23 protein-coding genes and 1 pseudogene are annotated in these 19,654 nt (G+C 39.9%); 17 read left to right on the top strand and 7 right to left on the bottom strand.

The window, feature by feature from the left end:
• The first annotated feature begins 52 nt into the window (after nucleotides 1-52).
• On the top strand, nucleotides 53-346 hold the full coding sequence (gene fdxB, locus AABK37_RS09420; RefSeq protein WP_432551304.1) for a ferredoxin III, nif-specific: 294 nt from the start codon (nucleotides 53-55) through the stop codon (nucleotides 344-346).
• Nucleotides 347-839: 493 nt separating this feature from the next.
• Here fdxB and AABK37_RS09415 read toward each other — a convergent pair.
• Nucleotides 840-941: pseudogene (locus tag AABK37_RS09415) on the bottom strand (IS1/IS1595 family N-terminal zinc-binding domain-containing protein); the annotation flags it as partial.
• A 135-nt stretch (nucleotides 942-1,076) separates the two neighbouring features.
• Here AABK37_RS09415 and AABK37_RS09410 point away from each other — a divergent pair.
• The 10 genes from AABK37_RS09410 (at nucleotide 1,077) to AABK37_RS09365 (ending at nucleotide 10,134) form a co-directional block, all read left to right on the top strand.
• A complete protein-coding gene (locus tag AABK37_RS09410) occupies nucleotides 1,077-1,910 on the top strand; it encodes a TIR domain-containing protein (protein ID WP_432551303.1) in 834 nt (277 codons plus the stop codon).
• Between the two features lie 102 nt (nucleotides 1,911-2,012).
• Entirely contained in the window at nucleotides 2,013-2,558 is a 546-nt protein-coding gene (locus AABK37_RS09405; RefSeq protein ID WP_432551302.1) for a hypothetical protein, read from the top strand.
• 100 nt (nucleotides 2,559-2,658) lie between these two features.
• Complete coding sequence (locus AABK37_RS09400; protein ID WP_432551301.1) at nucleotides 2,659-3,129, top strand: hypothetical protein; 471 nt, start codon at nucleotides 2,659-2,661, stop codon at nucleotides 3,127-3,129.
• 639 nt (nucleotides 3,130-3,768) lie between these two features.
• A complete protein-coding gene (locus AABK37_RS09395; protein WP_432551300.1) occupies nucleotides 3,769-3,996 on the top strand; it encodes a hypothetical protein in 228 nt (75 codons plus the stop codon).
• Between the two features lie 429 nt (nucleotides 3,997-4,425).
• Complete coding sequence (locus AABK37_RS09390; protein WP_432551299.1) at nucleotides 4,426-5,433, top strand: cytochrome c oxidase subunit II; 1,008 nt, start codon at nucleotides 4,426-4,428, stop codon at nucleotides 5,431-5,433.
• A gap of 174 nt (nucleotides 5,434-5,607) precedes the next feature.
• Nucleotides 5,608-7,296 (top strand): cytochrome c oxidase subunit I, encoded by a 1,689-nt coding sequence (gene ctaD / locus AABK37_RS09385; RefSeq protein WP_432551298.1) that lies wholly within the window; start codon nucleotides 5,608-5,610, stop codon nucleotides 7,294-7,296.
• A gap of 69 nt (nucleotides 7,297-7,365) precedes the next feature.
• Nucleotides 7,366-7,962 carry a cytochrome c oxidase subunit 3 gene (locus tag AABK37_RS09380; protein ID WP_432551329.1) on the top strand — a complete coding sequence of 199 codons (597 nt, stop codon included), beginning with the start codon at nucleotides 7,366-7,368 and terminating at the stop codon, nucleotides 7,960-7,962.
• Between the two features lie 158 nt (nucleotides 7,963-8,120).
• The gene (locus tag AABK37_RS09375) at nucleotides 8,121-8,609 is read left to right on the top strand and encodes a hypothetical protein (RefSeq protein WP_432551297.1); all 489 of its coding nucleotides are present in this window, start codon (nucleotides 8,121-8,123) and stop codon (nucleotides 8,607-8,609) included.
• A 120-nt stretch (nucleotides 8,610-8,729) separates the two neighbouring features.
• Entirely contained in the window at nucleotides 8,730-9,341 is a 612-nt protein-coding gene (locus AABK37_RS09370; protein ID WP_432551296.1) for a cupin, read from the top strand.
• A 328-nt stretch (nucleotides 9,342-9,669) separates the two neighbouring features.
• Nucleotides 9,670-10,134, top strand: a complete 465-nt coding sequence (locus AABK37_RS09365; RefSeq protein ID WP_432551295.1) for an ArsC/Spx/MgsR family protein — start codon at nucleotides 9,670-9,672, stop codon at nucleotides 10,132-10,134.
• 130 nt (nucleotides 10,135-10,264) lie between these two features.
• On the opposite strand, the gene cysK is transcribed toward AABK37_RS09365, so the two are convergent.
• The gene (cysK, locus tag AABK37_RS09360) at nucleotides 10,265-11,224 is read right to left on the bottom strand and encodes a cysteine synthase A (RefSeq protein ID WP_432551294.1); all 960 of its coding nucleotides are present in this window, start codon (nucleotides 11,222-11,224) and stop codon (nucleotides 10,265-10,267) included.
• A 1,176-nt stretch (nucleotides 11,225-12,400) separates the two neighbouring features.
• Between cysK and AABK37_RS09355 the strand changes: the two genes are divergently transcribed.
• The 6 genes from AABK37_RS09355 (at nucleotide 12,401) to AABK37_RS09330 (ending at nucleotide 15,470) form a co-directional block, all read left to right on the top strand.
• On the top strand, nucleotides 12,401-12,814 hold the full coding sequence (locus AABK37_RS09355) for a hypothetical protein (RefSeq protein ID WP_432551328.1): 414 nt from the start codon (nucleotides 12,401-12,403) through the stop codon (nucleotides 12,812-12,814).
• 27 nt (nucleotides 12,815-12,841) lie between these two features.
• The gene (locus tag AABK37_RS09350; protein WP_432551293.1) at nucleotides 12,842-13,105 is read left to right on the top strand and encodes a hypothetical protein; all 264 of its coding nucleotides are present in this window, start codon (nucleotides 12,842-12,844) and stop codon (nucleotides 13,103-13,105) included.
• Nucleotides 13,106-13,107: 2 nt separating this feature from the next.
• Nucleotides 13,108-13,419 carry a hypothetical protein gene (locus AABK37_RS09345; protein WP_039753328.1) on the top strand — a complete coding sequence of 104 codons (312 nt, stop codon included), beginning with the start codon at nucleotides 13,108-13,110 and terminating at the stop codon, nucleotides 13,417-13,419.
• Nucleotides 13,420-13,748: 329 nt separating this feature from the next.
• On the top strand, nucleotides 13,749-14,084 hold the full coding sequence (locus tag AABK37_RS09340) for a hypothetical protein (RefSeq protein ID WP_039754174.1): 336 nt from the start codon (nucleotides 13,749-13,751) through the stop codon (nucleotides 14,082-14,084).
• Between the two features lie 17 nt (nucleotides 14,085-14,101).
• Entirely contained in the window at nucleotides 14,102-15,106 is a 1,005-nt protein-coding gene (locus AABK37_RS09335; RefSeq protein WP_432551327.1) for an LLM class flavin-dependent oxidoreductase, read from the top strand.
• Complete coding sequence (locus AABK37_RS09330; RefSeq protein WP_432551292.1) at nucleotides 15,099-15,470, top strand: hypothetical protein; 372 nt, start codon at nucleotides 15,099-15,101, stop codon at nucleotides 15,468-15,470. Before AABK37_RS09335 ends, AABK37_RS09330 begins: the two co-directional genes overlap by 8 nt.
• A 35-nt stretch (nucleotides 15,471-15,505) precedes the next feature.
• Here AABK37_RS09330 and hypB read toward each other — a convergent pair whose 3' ends face one another.
• The 5 genes from hypB to hypD all read right to left on the bottom strand — a co-directional run bounded on the left by hypB (nucleotide 15,506) and on the right by hypD (nucleotide 19,607).
• Nucleotides 15,506-16,426: a hydrogenase nickel incorporation protein HypB gene (hypB, locus tag AABK37_RS09325; RefSeq protein ID WP_432551291.1), complete on the bottom strand. Its 921-nt coding sequence runs from the start codon at nucleotides 16,424-16,426 to the stop codon at nucleotides 15,506-15,508.
• A complete protein-coding gene (locus AABK37_RS09320; protein ID WP_432551290.1) occupies nucleotides 16,417-16,758 on the bottom strand; it encodes a hydrogenase maturation nickel metallochaperone HypA in 342 nt (113 codons plus the stop codon). The genes hypB and AABK37_RS09320 overlap by 10 nt, the downstream gene beginning before the upstream one ends.
• 256 nt (nucleotides 16,759-17,014) lie before the next feature.
• Nucleotides 17,015-18,106: a hydrogenase expression/formation protein HypE gene (gene hypE, locus AABK37_RS09315; protein WP_432551289.1), complete on the bottom strand. Its 1,092-nt coding sequence runs from the start codon at nucleotides 18,104-18,106 to the stop codon at nucleotides 17,015-17,017.
• Between the two features lie 91 nt (nucleotides 18,107-18,197).
• Nucleotides 18,198-18,413: a tautomerase family protein gene (locus AABK37_RS09310; RefSeq protein WP_029637665.1), complete on the bottom strand. Its 216-nt coding sequence runs from the start codon at nucleotides 18,411-18,413 to the stop codon at nucleotides 18,198-18,200.
• A 12-nt stretch (nucleotides 18,414-18,425) separates the two neighbouring features.
• On the bottom strand, nucleotides 18,426-19,607 hold the full coding sequence (gene hypD / locus AABK37_RS09305; RefSeq protein WP_432551288.1) for a hydrogenase formation protein HypD: 1,182 nt from the start codon (nucleotides 19,605-19,607) through the stop codon (nucleotides 18,426-18,428).
• Between the last annotated feature and the right edge of the window lie 47 nt (nucleotides 19,608-19,654).

Raw genomic sequence — 19,654 nt, 5'->3', positions numbered from 1 at the left:
ATGAGAATAAGAGTTCAAATAGATTAGTAAGCAAAATTGCTGAGGTAGATTCATGGCACAACTAACAGGCTTGACATTTGGCGGTAAAACTTGGACACCTAAATTTGCTCAAGATATCGATCAAGAAAAGTGCATTGGCTGTGGCAGATGCTTTAAAATTTGCGGGCATAATGTACTATCTTTGGCAGCGCTAAACGAAGAAGGCGAATTTGTAGAAGATGAAGATGATGATGAAATCGAACGGAAAATAATGACAGTGGCTAATCCAGAAAACTGTGTTGGTTGTGAGGCTTGTGCAAGAATTTGTCCAAAGAATTGCTACACCCATGTTGCCTTAGTAAGTTAAGGTTTCTGCGCTTTTTTCAAGCGCTATTGCCGGAAAATGCGCTTGCTAAACCTCATCGGAATGCACACCTGCTTAAGCCGAATGACACGCTTGTTAAGCCCAAAGCCTTGTGTCGGCTCGTTCCCAGCCTTAAGGCTGGGAATGTATTTAACCCTTGACTGTGCCTCTCGTCAAGAAAGGTGGAGGCAAAGCCTCCCAGGCTGGGAACCAGTCAGGGAAAGGGCTGTATCTTAACAAGCGTGCCATTCTCCTTCTATAGCGGTTCTCAGTTGAGTTAAATACAGTATGGGAGAATGCAGAAAGTCATTTTAAAGTGCATCTGCGATGAAAGCTTACTCCACCGACCTCCGTCAAAAAGTGATGAATGCATACAACAACGCAGAAGGCTCTCAACGATAAGTAGCAAAAAGATTTAGCGTCAGCTTGAGCTTTGTTCAAACATTTCTAGACATTCACTGCGAATTTATTCTGAATAACCTTGCTGTTCCTAAGAATCAATAAATTGACGACCACAAATCACACATATGTTATTTTGTTTACCATATTTTCTGCCGTTCTTGCGTATATGAGTTGATCCACACCTTGGACATTGCATTGCGATCGCTTGGATTCATACTTCAATTATGCAACGCCCAGCCATTTATAGCCCCTAACCCTAAGTTCAGCAAAGGCTAAGTAGGTTTGTCAGGTAAACAATGCCATAAGTAAGTGAATAGGTAAGGAGTGTTCTATGATGACAGACAACCAACAGTTCGATGTTTTCTTTGCTCACAATAGCAAGGATAAGCCACAAGTTAGAGTCATTGCTCAAGAACTTAAACAACAAGGTTTGAATCCTTGGATTGATGAAGAGCAGATTCATCCGGGTGATCCTATTCCAACCAAAGTGCTACATGGCATTCTTCAATCTCGGAACTTTGCATTCTTTGTGGGTTCAGAAGGCTTTGGAAAATTTCAAGGATTTTGGGAGCTAGATGCGTTGATCATGTTTTCTGCAAAAAGTAATCTGCGTATCATTCCAATTTTGTTGCCTGGTGTTGAGGATCTACCTAAAGAACAGGCATTATTAGCATCAAGACGTTATTTACAATTCCATCGAACTGTTGATGAAACTGAACCATTGAATGAACTGATTAAGATTCTTAACAATAAGATGGCTCCAGAATTAATATATCTACCTCAACAGAATAGTGAGAAAAAAGAAGGAGTCTTTAGTTCTTTAATATCACCTAATAATTCCAATGCCGTTCGGCGAGAAATAATTACTAAAACCTCTAATATTTTTGCGAAAATTTTTGCTGAAGAAGAAAATGTTGGTATACCAAAGCTATTGGTATCAATTAAGTCCATACTAGGAGTAAAGTTTTACAACCTAATTTATGTTGAATTATCAAAAACAAGCTATAGGGAATTTGTTGAAAAACTTATCAATAAAGGGCGATTAGATGAATTTATTGAGGTTCTACTGAAGGATGAGATTGAGAACCTTGGTAGCAAAGAAAAGAAAAATGTAGTGGCGGTACACAAAGAAATTATTAGCTTGCTAAACAGTTTAGATAAATAGTAAAAAACATTAATAAGGATATAAATAGTTAGAATTACTACTTTTTGCTTATAAGAGTTGTGTTAGGTAATATGATATTCAACAAAATGAGGAATAATTAAAATGGAAAACGAATCTACTGAAACTTTGAAGAATTCAACAATGAAAATTCACAAAGAGATAATATCGATAACTGAGCGTGTTTTTGGAGACATCTTTGACCCCAAGGAACACCAAGGTATAAGGGATCTAATTGATTCCATTAAGAATATTTTGGGGTTCGAGATTTATAATTCAATTGACCGCCATATATCATCGGAGATTAGTAAACAGTATAGGCTGGTGATCGAAAAGCTTCTAAATTTGGGACGTTTAGGAGACTTTATTAAAGGATTACCAGAAGAACGCAGCTATCAGCTGCTTGGCGATAGCATAAAGGAAACAATAGACCAAGACTGCCACAAAATTCTAGAATTAATAGTTCAGCTGAACAACGCAAAAGCGGAAGAAAGGAAGTCAGATCGATCTTTTATAGATACTACCAAGGCGGTAGCTTCAACGGGAGCAAAGGTTGCGGGTGACATAGTTGCTGCCGCTGGAATAGTTACTCTTGCTGGGATCACTCTCGTGGGTATGGCTCTTGCTTCGTTAGTAACGAAGGACAAATAATAAGAATAAAAAAGGAGATACTTAAAGAATAGAAAGACTAGTTTTTTCTGTTTGAGTGCTTAAAAGAACAATTAATTCAAGCAAGAGTGGAAGAACGCGAATGGTAGCAAATGAGTCTGATATAATTCGGCAAGAAATAATTGATAAAGCCTCTAAGGTCTTTGCGGTGTTCTTTGATGGTGAAGGATACAGGGATATACCTAACTTGGGGCAAGCTATTAAGAATATCCTGGGTTTGCCTGTTTATGACAATATTCAAACTGAAATATCAAGGGAACGCTATAAGGAAAGGATTAAGAGCCTTATGAGAGAAAGGCGATTGAATGAATTCATTGAGAGTTTGCTGAAGCGTAATGCATATGCTGTGCTTGACGATGAGCAAAAGAGAGATATAAAGGCACAGCAAATAGAAATTTCTAAATTATTAGCTCAACTTGAAGGCCAGGTGGATCAATCTAGCAGTCATTTTTCAGTTGAGCAGGTCTTAGGCGTAGTAATTACCACTCTTGGTGGTGTACTAGTAAGTATTGGACTGGCAAAAAAGAAAAAAAAAAGTAAGGAACAACAATGATGATGGATGTAGTAATTATAATTATTGGAATAGTTTTGTTACTCTTAGGATTATTGTTATTTTTGAAGGTATTTGATAAACTTAAATAACTATTTTTATCGAATGCTTTTGCACAACTTCCCTACAAGGAATGGAGTTTTATAAAGGTATTCCATCAGATCATCTATGACGTAATAAACGAAATGGAATCTCGATATACTTTCAAACAACTTGTTGGCATTTCAATAATTTTCTTGGGAGCTATGTTGTTGGCTATTGGATTCGGAATCGATAAGCTAGGTTGAAAATTTTCTGTTGGCTCAACCTCACATTGAGTCATCTTACCGTATTCCCAGTTCCATCTCCCCCGAAAAAAAATCGCTCTCCAATCGGTGCTCTTTGGGAGTAAATGGCATCAAGTAAATAGAAACCATCAGCCCCTATTGTCTGGGCTAGCTAATGCATCCCTCTCAGCAGGTGTTCTTGGAAGTCGTCTAAATTACTGATGAAGCTGTCCCATGTTTGAGACACAACTTTAAACTCTCTTGCAACAGTACTCAAATTACGAACTTTTCCACCGATGTCTACAAGGGCTATTTGAATTTGACCGATGTCGTATTTAAAGAACTCAATTGTAAATATTTCTAGCCCAAATAGTGGTTGATTCCAATCAATCCATTTTTGAGTACATTCATAAACTTGAGATGCGGCATTGCGTTGATCGCCTTCTACACTGAAGAGGGGAATGCTGGATATTTACCGGAACTACGCAAAAAGTTAGCAGTAGAACAATCCATAAATGGGAAAATGTCAGCCATTAACAAATTTAAACTTGCTGCTAATATAGCCTATATCAGTGGTGATAAAGGCAAAAGGATGAAAAAATAAATCTGTATGATTGAGCGAATTAATTCGCGAGTTTAACTTCATCCTTATTTTTTTTACTGAGAGTTGATTTGTGAATGCTTGTTGTATCATGTCCGGCGTTGAGACACATATTGTAGAGACATTCGGTCTGGAACCTCTCTACGACGGTTGCTCTTAATTAAGCGGAAATGAGATTAACTATAAGCAAAAATTTTGTTGTAGCTTTGCCGGACAAAATATATTAAGAAATATAGAGATTTTTCCCGGATTCTCTATAATAAATAGAGAAAATATATAGGTGAAAGCAAAAAAATCTGCTTGTTGTGATGCTCTCACAAGCGAGAAAACTATTCTCTTTCCTGCCTAGGATATACATCAATACAGGATATGAATCCTGGGGTAAAAAGAAAGAAAATCACACAAACACGATGTTGTACACAGCAGGTATGTATGCAAGAAATTCCTGTTTCATTATTAACTTTAGTTGCTGGGGCATTCGTCACAGTTTTAAGCATCTGGCTTGGTCAAAACCATAGTTTACTGCCGGTGCAAGCTTCAGCACAAGCGCCTTTGGTGGACGGGTTTTTCAACATCATGTTCAGCATTGCGATCGCTCTGTTTTTGGTAGTAGAAGGAACCATCTTAATTTTTGTGGTTAAATATCGTCGCCGTAAAGGTGATGATACAGATGGTGTCCATATTGAGGGCAATCTTCCTTTAGAAGTTTTTTGGACGGCAATTCCATCAATCATTGTCCTGTGCTTGGGAATATACAGTGTTGATGTGTTTACGCGCATGGGTGGAATTGAAGCACCCGGACATATGATGGCTCATAGCCATTCTCCATCTCATGTTGCTCAGATGCCGGGAACCGCACTCGCAGCTACATTGAGTGACGCCTCAGCAACGGAATTGGAAGTACCAGTACCACCCGCAGGAGCGCGAAAAGTAGGTATTGGCGGAACTCCGGCTGAACAAGGCAAAGTTGCCGACTTAGTTGTTGATGTTACCGGGATGCAGTTTGCTTGGATATTTAACTATCCCGAAAGTGGTGTTAATTCTGGAGAATTACACATTCCAGTCGGTGCTGACGTCCAACTCAACTTGTCAGCACAAGATGTAATTCACTCATTCTGGGTACCGCAATTTAGATTGAAGCAAGACGCAATTCCCGGTATCCCTACTCAATTGCGATTCGTCGCTACTAAAACGGGTACATATCCGATAGTTTGTACAGAATTATGCGGTGGCTATCACGGTTCAATGCGATCGCAAGTAATTGTAGAAACACCAGAAGAATACAATAGTTGGCTGACAGAAAACAAAGTTGCTCAAAAGCAAGAACTCAATCAAGCTGTGGCAGTTAAACCAGCTGAGTTATCAACTTCAGAGTTTCTTGCTCCCTACGCTGATGATATGGGGATTAGTTCACTAACTCTAGAGTCTATGAGTCATTAGTTAGTGGATAGTGGTTAGTGGTTAGTGGTTAATAGTTAGTGGTTAGTGTCAACTATTAACTAACAACTAACAACCCTTCGGGTTCGCCAGGTGCTTCAAGTCGGCAGAGCCGCCCAACGCACTGGCTCACCAACAACTATCAACTAACAACTAACAAGCAACAAAGGAAAAATTATGACCAAAGTAGAATTTCCACCGAATACTCCACACGAAGACAATAAAAATCAATTGGTGAGTGCCCATACGATCCATCCTCAAGCGTGGAAATGGTACGACTACTTCACGTTTAATGTTGACCATAAAGTTATTGGCATCCAATATCTAGTTACAGCATTTGTCTTCTATCTCATCGGGGGACTAATGGCTGTTGCTATGCGTGCAGAATTAGCGACACCGGATGCAGACCTCCTCGACCCGAATTTGTACAACGCTTTCATGACGAATCATGGAACAATCATGATTTTTCTGTGGATTGTACCGAGTGCAATTGGGGGATTTGGTAATTATCTGGTGCCATTGATGGTTGGTGCTAGAGATATGGCTTTCCCGAAGTTGAATGCGATCGCCTTTTGGTTGAATCCACCAGCAGGTGCATTACTGCTTGGTAGTTTCTTTTTTGGCGGTTCGCAATCTGGCTGGACTGCTTACCCACCTTTAAGTTTAGTTACCGCTAACACCGCACAATCGATGTGGATTTTAGCGATCGTCTTGGTGGGAACTTCCTCAATTTTGGGTTCGGTGAACTTTGTCATCACCATCTTGAAGATGAAAGTCCCCAGCATGAGATGGGATCAAGTTCCCTTATTTTGTTGGGCAACTTTAGCAACCGCTATTTTGGCGCTTCTTTCCACACCTGTATTAGCGGCTGGTTTAGTGCTGTTGTTGTTTGATATCAACTTTGGTACTTCCTTCTTTAAACCAGATGCTGGCGGTAATGTGGTAATTTACCAACATTTGTTCTGGTTTTATTCGCACCCGGCAGTTTATTTGATGATTCTGCCAATTTTCGGCATTATGTCCGAAGTGATACCAGTACATGCCCGCAAACCGATTTTTGGGTATAAGGCGATCGCCTATTCCAGCGTAGCAATCTGCGTTGTCGGTTTGTTTGTCTGGGTACACCACATGTTTACCAGTGGTACACCCGGTTGGATGCGGATGTTCTTCACCATCTCCACCCTCATCGTGGCTGTTCCTACCGGTGTGAAGATTTTCGGTTGGGTTGCTACGCTTTGGGGTGGTAAAATCCGCTTCACCACCGCGATGCTATTCGCCATTGGCTTGCTATCCATGTTTGTCATGGGCGGATTAAGCGGTGTGACGATGGGAACAGCCCCCTTTGATGTTCACGTACACGACACATATTATGTAGTGGCGCACTTCCACTATGTATTGTTTGGCGGTTCCGTATTCGGTATTTACGCTGGCATTTACCATTGGTTCCCGAAAATGACCGGACGGATGATGAATGAAACTTGGGGTCGGATTCACTTCGTCCTCACCTTCATTGGCACTAATCTGACATTTTTGCCGATGCATGAGTTGGGTTTGCAAGGAATGCCTCGAAGAGTTGCCATGTACGATCCGCAATTTGTCAGCCTGAATCAGATTTGTACTGTTGGTGCTTTTGTATTGGCAGCTTCAGTGATTCCCTTCACCATCAACGTCATTTGGAGTTGGATTGCTGGACCCAAGGCAGGTGATAATCCTTGGCAAGGTTTGACTTTAGAATGGACAACCAGTTCACCACCAATAGTAGAAAACTGGGAAGTATTGCCCGTTGTCACTCACGGTCCCTACGACTACGGCATAGATCATAGCGCTGAACTGCCGCCATCTACTGCGACGGAAGTTAGTGCTTAGTCAATTGTAGTAAGCGCTTATAGCGCTTATTACGATTTCTTTTTGGAAATTTATTCAAGCTGCAACAATATGGCGATCGCAACATCAAATGCAGAACATCACGCAGAACACAGCGAACATCAAGATTTGCGAGTATTAGGATTATTGACCTTTCTTGCTTCTGAATCTTTAATGTTTGGCGGCTTTTTTGCGGCTTATTTGTTCTTTCGAGGAATAACGGAAGTTTGGCCCCCAGAAAACACCGAAGTAGAGCTTTTATTGCCGACAATTAACACTATCATTCTCGTTTCTAGTAGTTTCGTCATTCACTTTGGTGACGCAGCAATTAAAAGGAATGATGTCAAAGGAATGCAGCGGTGGTACATCATCACCGCAATTATGGGAGCAGTTTTCTTACTTGGTCAGGTTGTTGAGTATCTAACTTTAGGATACGGCATGACGACCAACGTATTTTCCAACTGTTTTTATTTAATGACAGGATTCCACGGTTTGCACGTATTTGTGGGACTGTTATTAATTTTAGGTGTATTGTGGCGATCGCGTCGTCCCGGTCACTATTCTGCTACCAAGCACGTTGGTATTGAAATGGCAGAAATATACTGGCACTTTGTAGACATCATCTGGATTGTTCTCTTCTCGCTGTTGTACATTCTCACCTTGTTTTAAATCGGTAATCGGTAATAGGTAATTGGGAATTGGAAATTGGGGGTAACGTGGTAATTAAGAGTAGGAACGTAGTAATAATTCTTTTCCTTTTCCTATTTATTTCCCCATTACCCATTACCAATTACCCATTCCCAATTACCCATTCCCAAAGTTATTTTATGAAAGCTGGCTCAAAAACATTCTCATGGTTTCAAGTTCCAGAAGATATCAAGAATTTATTGATATTAGCCGCGAAAAGCTGGGAAAATACCGCCGAATCAGAAAAGTATATGCAGCAAGCTTTAGCTAAAACAGAAGATAATCTAGAGGTTTTAGTCGCCGCATATAGATATTTTTACTATAAAAATAATTATCTACTAGCACTGCAAATGGCAGTCAAAGTTATAAATAAAATTCATAATTACGAAAAACTACCTGATGATTGGCAACAACTGAAGGCAGTATTAGTTAGTCGTAAAGATAACCCCTCAATTCGGCTATATTTAACCGCTTACGCCGCTTCTGGACTAGTATTAGCAAAGCTGGGAGAAATAGAACAAGCTAAAGAAATAAGTGCCAGAATCAAAGAAGTTGATGATAAAAAAGAATTTGGTGGGGGACTTATACTTGATATTTTGACACGCCCAGCCGAAGAAGATGAAGAATAAATATTCACCCTGCGCCAAGCGCACGCTACGCGAACAATCTAAAAGACTAGGGCTATACAACTAAAGTCCGCATGACAAGGACTGAGTAACACAACAACTAACCACTATCAACTTTCAGTTATGAAAAATAAAGATTGGCTTGTAACTGGAGACGGTCAGTATCTAGCATGTAAATCAGCCAGAGAATGGGATTTATTAAGAGATAATTATCGCCTGTATCGGTTTATAACTGAGCTAGAAGATGTTCTTAATAACGTTGACGACGAATCAAGTCGCCTTCCAGAAATTCGGATGTTGGTAAGGCGATTGATTACTAATTCCTATTGGGTGCAAAGTAAAAAATTACAGCCTTCTCCAGAAAATGGAACTTCTGTTTTACTTTTATATGATGAATTAGGTTTTCCTTTAACTGTACAAATAGTAACATTTTTACCAGGAATAAAATCATCAATTCACAACCACGGAACTTGGGGAGTAGTAGCAGTATTAAAAGGACAAGAAAAAACTACTTGTTGGCAACGCAGTCCTAGTGCAGAATTTCCAGATAAAATTGAAACTACAGGGGAGATAACTTTAGAACCAGGGGATATTATAAGCTTTACTCCCGATGCAATTCATAGCGTAGAAGCGGTGGGTGATGAACCAACTGTTACTTTTAATATTTATGGCGAAACTGACCCCAAAGAAAGATTTGAGTTTGACATAGTTAGTCAGACGGCGAAAAAGTTTTAAAAATATATATTAATAACTATTAATAGCAAAATTTTAATTATATTAATTAAAATTTAACTAGGGTAGTAACTATCTATTAAACTGATTTTTGTTTATATAGCAATCCCAAATAAGAGCGTAAAACTCTCTCTTCCTCTTTCTCTGTTCTCTCTGTGCCTCTGCGGTTCGTTTCTTAAAAGTCTTTTTTCCAAATTAGATAGGATTGCTATATCCATATCACTTACGTAATGCATTCGAGATAATGGCTTGAACGCACTGCCAAGAACATCAACAGAGCAAAAGAGAATGCGTAAGTCCTAATCTATCTAATTATTAAGGAGATAATCCAATGGCAAGAGTAATTTTCTATGAAAAACCAGGCTGCAAAAACAATACGAAACAGAAAACTCTGCTGACAGCCGCAGGTCATGAAGTTGTGCCGTATAATCTGTTAACTGAACCTTGGACGGTTGAGCGTTTGCGCTCATTTTTTGGCGATCGCCCTGTGGTTGAGTGGATAAACCGCGCTGCCCCAGCGGTAAAATCCGGTGAGGTAGATCCAGAAAAATTAGACGCACAAACTGCTTTAATATTGATGCTGCGCGATCCGCTGTTAATTCGCCGTCCTTTAATTCAAGTAGGCGATCGCCGCGAAGCCGGTTTCGATGTGGAAAAAATCAATGCTTGGATTGGTTTAACCGCTGCGGATGAGTCCCTCCAGGAAATGAGCGAAAAACTCATGAACCAAGACCTACAAGGCTGTGCCCACGGTCACGATAATCAACACCACAAGCAAGGTAAGTGTAACCATTAGGAAGAGTGGGGGAGTGGGGGAGTGGGGGAGTGGGGAGTTAAGAGTTAGGAGTTAAGAATTAGGAGTTATTACTCCCCCTTGTCTTCCTTGTCCTCCTTGTCCCCCCATCCCCCCTGTCTCCCAAATCCCCCTAACGGACAGCCGCAGGTTCGGCTTCCAAGTTTTGGAACATGGGGGTGCTGAGGTAGCGTTCGCCAAAGGAAGGCTGAATCATGACGATTAAGCGATCGGCGTTTTCTGGACGTTTAGCAACCTGAATTGCTGCATACAAAGCAGCACCGGAGGAGATACCAGATAACAATCCTTCTTCTTTCGCCAGACGTCGCCCATAAGCCATCGCTTGATCGTCGCTGACTTTAATTATTTCGTCAATCAGTTCGGTACGGAGAATAGTGGGGACAAATCCGGCACCAATGCCTTGAATTTTATGCGGTCCTGGTTCACCACCAGAGAGGACGGGGCTATTGCTGGGTTCAACAGCGATCGCCTGAAAACTTGGCTTGCGCTTTTTAATTACTTCGGCAACTCCAGTAATCGTCCCGCCGGTACCTACCCCAGCAATGAGAATATCCACTTCCCCGTCTGTATCTTCCCAAATTTCTTCGGCGGTAGTTTCTTGGTGAATTTTTGGATTTGCTGGGTTGCGAAACTGTTGCAGCATAAAAGCATTAGGAGTTTTAGCGACAATTTCCTCCGCTTTGCGAATTGCGCCTCGCATTCCCTCTGCCCCTGGAGTTAACTCCAAAGAAGCACCATAAGCGCGTAGCATGGCGCGTCTTTCTAAACTCATCGTTTCTGGCATGGTTAAAATCAAACTGTAGCCACGCGCTGCTGCCACCATTGCGAGTGCAATCCCCGTATTACCAGAGGTCGGCTCAACTAAAATGGTTTTTCCTGGCGTAATCCAGCCTGTTGTTTCTGCCTGCTGCACCATGCTGATGCCGATGCGGTCTTTGACTGAAGAGGCTGGGTTCATTCCTTCCAGCTTCGCGACAATTCGGGCTACACATCCTTCAGCTTGGGGGATCTTATTCAGAGCAACTAAAGGAGTCCGTCCAATAAGTTCTGTTACGTCTTTAGCTATCCGCACGAATTAACTCCTAAAATTCTAAACTTAAGTAAAGTGTCACACATTTTATTTTCTTACAGTTAGTGGTCTATATGTGTGTCACGATTTGAATTTACTAACTTTTTTCTTTGAATGAGTTGTTAATGTAAGTTGCACCTAAGAACGCAAGTGTATGTATAAACATATATAAATTATATACTTTAACTCACCCATAAAATTTCAAATCTTTGAGCAGACTCACTTAAAGTGGGCAAGGGTTGAGTGAGAATCGGGCTGTTGAGTTGTGCGATGCCAGTGGTAATTGTTCGTCGCTTTAACAACTCTGGCTTATTAACAAAGTATTTTATAAATCAATGGAGGTTATTTCTGTAGTGTTTAGATGATTTTTAAAATTCTCTAGATAATAGACGCAAATATTTCATGTAATATTAATGTTTTCTTGATTCATTTTAAGTTAATTGCGTGTATATTTACCAAGTAATATGATTTGCTTTGAGTACAAACTTTCTCTTGTGTGAAATTAGCTCAAAAACAGTCTTTAATCAAAGCCTGGATGGGTTTGATGTTGAGTACAAAAATGCTAGAACCCCCAGAGCGTAAATACTAGTACCCCAACCCAAAAATACTAGTACCCATACCCCAAAAAATTTTTATAAGTCTTATCAGATAAGAATTGCAGGCTTTGAGTACAAATCTAATTAATTTAATAATCTTAATCCACACAGATAAATAGTTGTGTGCAGAGACGACTGATATAAAACTTATAGGATTTACGCAGAGATTCCCCTCTACCCCCCGACATTCTGATGGTGCAAACCTAAAGAACGAGGGGGGACTTCTTAACCCCCTGTTGTAGATAAGGGAAAGATATGCGTCACTCCTGTCAGTAGTGCTTTCTTACTTCGGATATTTATATTTTGCACGCTTCAGCCAGACTTTTATTTGCCAAAGCTTAGTGCTTGTATAAATCGTAAAAAATATTTGCTCACTGGGTAGATACTGCCTTGCAACGAAGAGTCAACCTGAAGGCTGAAGTATGAAGTATGAAGTATAAAATTACCCCACCCATACTAAAGTCTAAAGTATGAAGGATAAAACATGAATGATATTTTATCCTTTATCCTTCATATTTATAAAACTTGTCCCAACTTCATCCTTCATCCTTCATCCTTTACACTTCATACTTCTTTAGTCAAGATGAGATCCAGAATTGTAAATATTATCACAGTTTGCTTAGTAACTTTAGCAGTGCTTTCTCCAGGGGTAGTGGTATTTGGCATAATTTGGGGACGACATATCGAATTATTAGAAATAAAGAATTCAACTTATGCAGTTAATCAAATTGGTACAGATACTGCTGACGAAGCACTGCAACAAAGGTTATTAACTACTAAGCAAGAAGATACAAAATCCAATCCTGCCCAAGAAATACTAACTACTGTTGAGCAATATAAAATTGCCACTATGTTGGAATGGTTTTTCTTATTTTTCCCTATTTGTGTTGGCTTGGTAATTCTTTTCTACGATAGGTATCTTGTATATCGAGCTGCGGTTTTGCAAGAACAGATAGAAATGTTAGAAAGACTTTGGCAGCAAAGCATCGAGCAATAAACAATTCGCGCATCAACAAAAGTAATCATGACAGAACAAACTCAAGAACAACGCCAAAACCTGTATTTTGATTTAATTGATAAGCTACTTAAGTGTCCTAACGGTCAGGAACCAGAAGTTTTACAGCAAGAGCCAGAATTAATTGATGCTGGCTTGGTGCAGACAATGATGCAAGTAGGAACTATGTTTGCTCACGAAGGAAATCAAGATGGTGCCGAGTTTTTATTTTTTGTTGCGCGTGAGCTAGCGAAGGAATTAGGATTGTATCCTGAAGTTTCAAATAAGGAGTAGAAATGCTATTGACTTCAATAGATGCCGGACAAATCGCGTTAGAGTTCCTGATGGCAGATTGGAACATTTCCGAACCAAATAGAGAGTGGTTTACAATCTTTAACTCTCGTTTGATTGGCGAGTCTTGGTACATTGTAGAACTTGGCATCGCCGGATTTCCTGATAGGTGGTTTATTCAAGTTTACGACAATGGAGAGTGTGACCCAAACTATACATTTATCTCTCCTATGCGTGGTTCAGATGGATATGTTGACCTCATGGATTTGCCAGAATTGGTAGCAGAGGTTTTGGTGTCAGAGCGTAATGCTCGGTAATCACAATTAATGATTGTTATGAGTGAAAATTTTGAATCATAAATTTTCCATCTGGCAATTCTGATGTTTTGCGAAAACAATCAATTTAAATTATTTAACTGCCTTGGCTGGATTGGCGCTACATTTGATGAATTTTCCAGTTACAGGCAAGTTTAAAAAAAGCTTGGGTGCTATATCAAATTGATAGGAGGTATTGCTAAAAGCATACCTCCTATTGTTTTATTGTAATTATAAAACATTAATAAAAAATGCCTTTCTTGTCAACTCTGGTTGACAAGAAGTATGTTATATTAAGTTATGTGATGAGCGCTACGAAAATATGTTTTGTAATGATTACTGAAGATATCCTAGCCAAAGAATTCATCAGAGTCGTAGAAAATTATTACCCACAATTAGGGGAATTGTTAGACGGCTGTTATGTGAAAGTCATCACCTGTTATTGGGGACGACCTCCTAAACGCTTGCAATACATAGGGATTTATTGCTCTGCGGAAATATTGACTTATGTGCAAGCTAAAAAAGATGTACTTAGAGAAGTAGCAGACAACATGGGGTTAGTTCAGGTGGTGTTTTTGAATGCCTCACGACTGCTACGCGATCCGATGTCAAAACTAAAGCAGGCACATCCACGCTTGTGGTTAGATTTGCATTGGGTCGCAACTTAGAAATAATAGCGATCGCCATGAAAATTGGACTGTTTTGTAATTATGAAAATCCCTATCAGGATGCCCATCGCGCTATTTTTGAACAAGTCGCGCTGGTGAAACACGCCGAATACCTCGGCTTTAACGAAGCCTGGGTGAGCGAACATCATTTCAATGAATTGAATATCAGTTCATCAATGTTAGTCTTGCTGGCGCATTTAGCAGGCGTTACTTCCACAATTCGATTAGGAACTGGAGCGGTGTTGCTGGCGTTTCATAACCCGATTCGAGTAGCGGAAGATATTGCTACATTGGATAATTTATGTAGCGGTCGGTTGATATTTGGAATTGCCAAAGGTGGACCGTTTCCGCAACAAAACAAGCATTTTGCCACAGCAACAAGTGAATCTCGCCCGAAAATGTTAGAAGCAATGGCGATGATTCAACAGTTGTTATATGAAAGGGATGTCACCTTTAACGGGCAATATTATCAATGTGCAAAGTTGACAATTTACCCGAAACCATTGCAACCGAAAATTCCCGTGTTTGTAGCAACTGGCGATGATGACGGGGTAGCCTTTGCTGCAAAACATTTTTTCGGTTTGATGGGGGGACCGCCGTTTTCACTGAATAGATTGAAGAATACTGTTGCCAAATATCGTGCCTTAAATTCCAGCGGTGCTGAAAATCTCATGCTGGCACGCTTCTTTTTTGCTGCCAAGACATACGATGAAGCGGTGAATGAAGCGATGCCTTTTATCCGCAAATACAGCCTGAAAATGAAAGCCAATTCTGCCCAACTTATGCAAGGCAGCCTCAATCAAAAAGTCAAATCATTTGACCGCGACAACATTTGTTTTGATGAAGACTATTTGATTGAGAATTCAATTATTGGTGATGTGGCTACTTGTCGCGACAAAATCAAAAAATTTCAGGATGAATTAAATATAGGCACGCTGACACTCAAACCCTCGTCTTTTGACTTGCAAAAAAACCTAGAGAGTTTGACTCGCTACAACCAGGAGGTGCAAAATTATGTGTAAACCATCTTCACTGCCTGCGGATGATTTACCACCAACAGAGGTGACAAAACTTGATAAAATGCTGCATCAAGAGTTAGAACAATCTACTGGCAGATGCTTTTATCAAGCGTGCGATCGCATTACCCGAACATTACTATCTAATTGTCACTGGTACATCACCACAAATGCCGATAGTTTGACCTTGGTAATTGACAGTCCTGACATAGTATCTTACTGGCATATAGTCAGTAACATCCCTCAATTTGGCAATCGACTTGAGCGATTTTCTAGTAACGCTAACATCCGCGTTTATCCCCCATTTGGTAAAGGGGGTGCGTTTGAAATTAGCGTCAACGAAATCTCAGCTTATCGAGATTGGCTTTGAGACAACGCTGTTAGCTGTTGGTTGTAAACTAATAGCTAATGGCTAATAGCTTTTTTGGATAGCCACTCATACCAATTATCTAAACCAATTCCAGTCTGCGCCGAAACTTGAAAAATCTGAATTTGCGGATTGACTTGCTTGGCGTATTCTATGCAGCGTTGCACATCAAACTTCACATAAGGCAGCAAATCAATTTTTGTTAAAATCATTATCTCACTAGCGCGGAACATATAGGGATATTTTATCGGTTTATCTTCTCCTTCTGTCACCGATAATATTACAACTTTTGCCTGTTCTCCCAAATCAAATAAAGCCGGACAAACAAGATTGCCAACATTTTCAATCATCACTACCGAGTCCAAAGGTGGATTGAGTTGTTGCAAACCTTGTTCTACCATTGCTGCATCCAAATGACAGCCGCTACCCGTATTTACTTGGACAACTTTGCAGCCTGTATCTTTGATTTTTTCCGCATCATTAGTAGTTTCTTGATCGCCTTCAATTACACTAAGAGATAACTGCTGTTTTAAATCATTGATTGTGCGAGTTAAGAGAGTTGTTTTTCCCGAACCCGGAGAACTGACTAAATTTAATGCCAGAATATTTCTGCCTTTAAACCAGCCGCGATTTTGGGCAGCTATCAAATTATTTTTTCCTAAAATTTCATGTTCTAATGATATAGTTCTGCCATGTATTTTGGCATGAATTTGAGATACTTCATTAATATCGTGACTGTGAGAATGCGTAACGCCATCAGGTAACACATGAGTATGATAGTGATGGGTTTCAGTAACAGGTTCGTGACTGTGAGAATGAGTAATTACCTTACCATCAGGTAACACATGAGTATGATGGTGGTGAGTTTCACTTTCAGGCTGAATTGTCATTACTGTACCCGTTTGCAAATTAGAAACTTTAGCTTCAGCATCATCAGAACAGCCGCAAGTTACACACATACTTCATCTACCTCTATTTCCTTAATTTTTAATTCTTCGCCAGCTATTAAATCTAGTTGCTTACTTCCACAATTACAGACACCAAAGGGCTTTTCTAAAGGAATTTCTGCACCACATTGACGACATATTGCCAAACCGGGAATTTGCAATATTTCTAATATTGCCCCTTCTAAAACTGTATTTTGAGAACAAACATCAAAACAAAAAGATACGGCATCAGGCATAATAGCTGAAAGCTTGCCAATTTCTAATAATACTCGTCGCACTTTTGCACCATTGGCGTATTCAGCTACAATTGCTACGACATTTTGAGTAATTCCTATTTCGTGCATAAAACTCAAGCGATCGCTCTTTTTTAAAATCAGATGTAGGGTGCGTTAACGCAGTGTAACGCACCAAAAAAATTAGGTACGGGATTATACATTAAACTTGTATAATTAATAAAAAAATTACTTAATTCACCGAAAAACTAACTTTTGATTGCTTATCTTTCACAAATCCTATCAATAGCCTTTTGATGAAAAAGTCCGATTGACTACAAATATCTATATAAAAACTTAATAAATTATATGAAATCATCATCATAACTTAACAAATTCGTGGTAGCTGATCGCCCACAAGCATATCAACAATGCGTTCAGCACCGAAAATAGTGTTTAATAATACAATTCCCAAAGGCGAGGAAATAACTTCACCGATGATACAAGCATCTTTTCCGGCTGGGTGAGACTTCATAGCTGATAAAACAGTGTCAGCATTATCACCTCTCACCACTACAACTAACTTACCTTCATTCGCCAAATACAACGGATCTAAACCTAAAATTTCGCACACACCTTTTACTTCTTCACGCACTGGGATAGACTTTTCATCCAGGCGAATTCCTACATTTGAACTAACAGCAAATTCATTTAATACTGTAGCTAAACCGCCGCGTGTTGCATCCCGCATTGCATGAACTCCGGGACAAACATTAAGGATAGTTTCAACTAAATTATGCAATGGCTGACAGTCACTTTCAATATCAGTATCTAATGCCAATTCTCCACGGGCAATTAAAATAGCAGCGCCATGATTGCCCAATTCACCATTAATAATTATCGCATCTCCCGGTTGAATATTGTGTGCCGAAATCGCAACTTGTGCTGGGATAACGCCAATACCAGCAGTATTAATAAACAACTTATCTACAGCACCGCGCTGCACCACTTTCGTGTCACCTGTCACAATTTGTATGCCAGTTTTCTGTGCGGCTATTTTCATGCTTGTAGCGACACACCGCAATGTTTCTACAGGTAATCCTTCTTCTAAAATAACACTACAGGTGAGATATAAAGGTTTAGCACCACTCACCGCTAAATCATTAACAGTACCATAAATTGCTAATTCTCCTATATCACCGCCAGGAAAAAATAAAGGATCTACAACATAAGAATCGGTGGTGAAAGCGAGTCTATCTCCGTGTTGCGTGAAACTTGCTAAATTAAAACTTGCTTGGTCTTCTAATTGCGAGAGAATTGGATTATCAAAATTACTAATAAAGATATCATCAATTAAATCGCGCATAGCTTTACCACCGCTACCATGCGCGAGAGTAATATGAGTATCTCGCAGTTTACCTCGGCGAGGGACTTTTTGAAATAGGGGATTTTGTGCTGAGTTATTGGGGGAAAGTTTCATATTAAAATATTATTGAGTTTGTAGTAAGCGCTGAAGCGCTTTCTTCAGCGCTAAAGCGCTTACTACGATAAACTTAAGACTCTAAACAAGTTTATACGCCTTTCTCTGTATGTCTGCCGCTATGCTTATCAGAATGTAATTGACCCCCTACCGCCCAATTTTCCCTTTCAAATTCATCAATATGAATTGTAATCCACTCAGGCTTAGAACCCAAAGTAGCAACGAGTGTATCAGTGAGGGCTTTAACTAATTCGCGCTTTTTTTCAATAGAATGACCTTTAGCAATTTGAACTGTGATAAATGGCATATAATCTCCTTTTTATCGAGAATTACCGCAAGCGGGGAGAGGTTTTTGAGATATTGTTACCTGTGATTTTTCTGGTATATTTTTCTTAGCAACTTTAGAAAGGCGACCATATTTGTAATAAGCTGCACAAGCACCTTCAGAAGAAACCATGCAAGTTCCAATCGGTGTTTCTGGGGTGCAAGCTGTACCAAATACTTTGCATTCCCAAGGCTTCAATACTCCTTTGAGAATTTCTCCACATTTACAAGCTTTATGGTCAGCAACTTTGAGGTTAGGGATGGTAAATTTAAGTTCGGCATCAAATTGACCATATTTTGGACGAATTTTTAAGCCAGAGTTGGGAATGTCACCCAAGCCGCGCCAATCAAAGTTTTCTCGTACTGTAAAAACTTCTTTGATAGCTTCTATCGCAACAATATTTCCCTGTGTTTCAACGATTCGGTTATATTGATTTTCAACTTCACAACGATTTTCAACTAGCTGCTGCAATAGCATCCAAATTGATTGAAAAATATCTAAAGGTTCAAATCCGGAGACAACAATTGGTTTATGATACTGTTGGGAAATAAATTGATAAGGGTCTGTGCCAATTACCATGCTGACATGACCGGGACCGATAAATCCATCGAGTTGTAAATCGGGATTATCTAGCAGTGCTTCCAATGCGGGAATCACGAGGACGTGATTAGAAAACATGCTGAAGTTGTGAATTTTTGCGGATGCTGCTTGCAGGATGGTAAAAGCAGTGCTGGGGGCAGTTGTTTCAAACCCAAGGGCGAAAAAGACGATTTCTTTGTCGGGGTTTTCTTTAGCAATTTGCAGGCTATCTAGGGGAGAGTAAACCATGCGGATATCTGCGCCTTGTGCCTTGGCTTGGAGTAAGCTGGTTGTGGAACCGGGAACCCGCATCGCATCGCCAAAGGTGGTGAAAATGACGTTGGGATGTTGGGAGATAGCGATCGCATCATCTAATCTCCCTTTTGGCATCACACATACCGGACAACCCGGACCGTGAATTAATTCTATTGTGTCCGGCAAAACTTCTTCAATGCCATACTTAAAAATAGAATGGGTATGACCGCCGCATACTTCCATTAATTTGATAGGCTTTCCTAATATTTGACATAATCTTTCAATTTCCTGAAGTAATGCTTCAGCTTTTTGTGGTTCGCGAAATTCATCAACGTATTTCATATTAACTTTGTATTTTAGATTAATTTACTCGTAGTAAGCGCTTTAGC

It is taken from the genome of Tolypothrix sp. VBCCA 56010 (assembly GCF_050875635.1).
GTDB lineage: Bacteria > Cyanobacteriota > Cyanobacteriia > Cyanobacteriales > Nostocaceae > Hassallia.
Note: the sequence above shows the minus strand (reverse complement) of the source record. Positions and strands in the feature narration are given on the sequence as shown.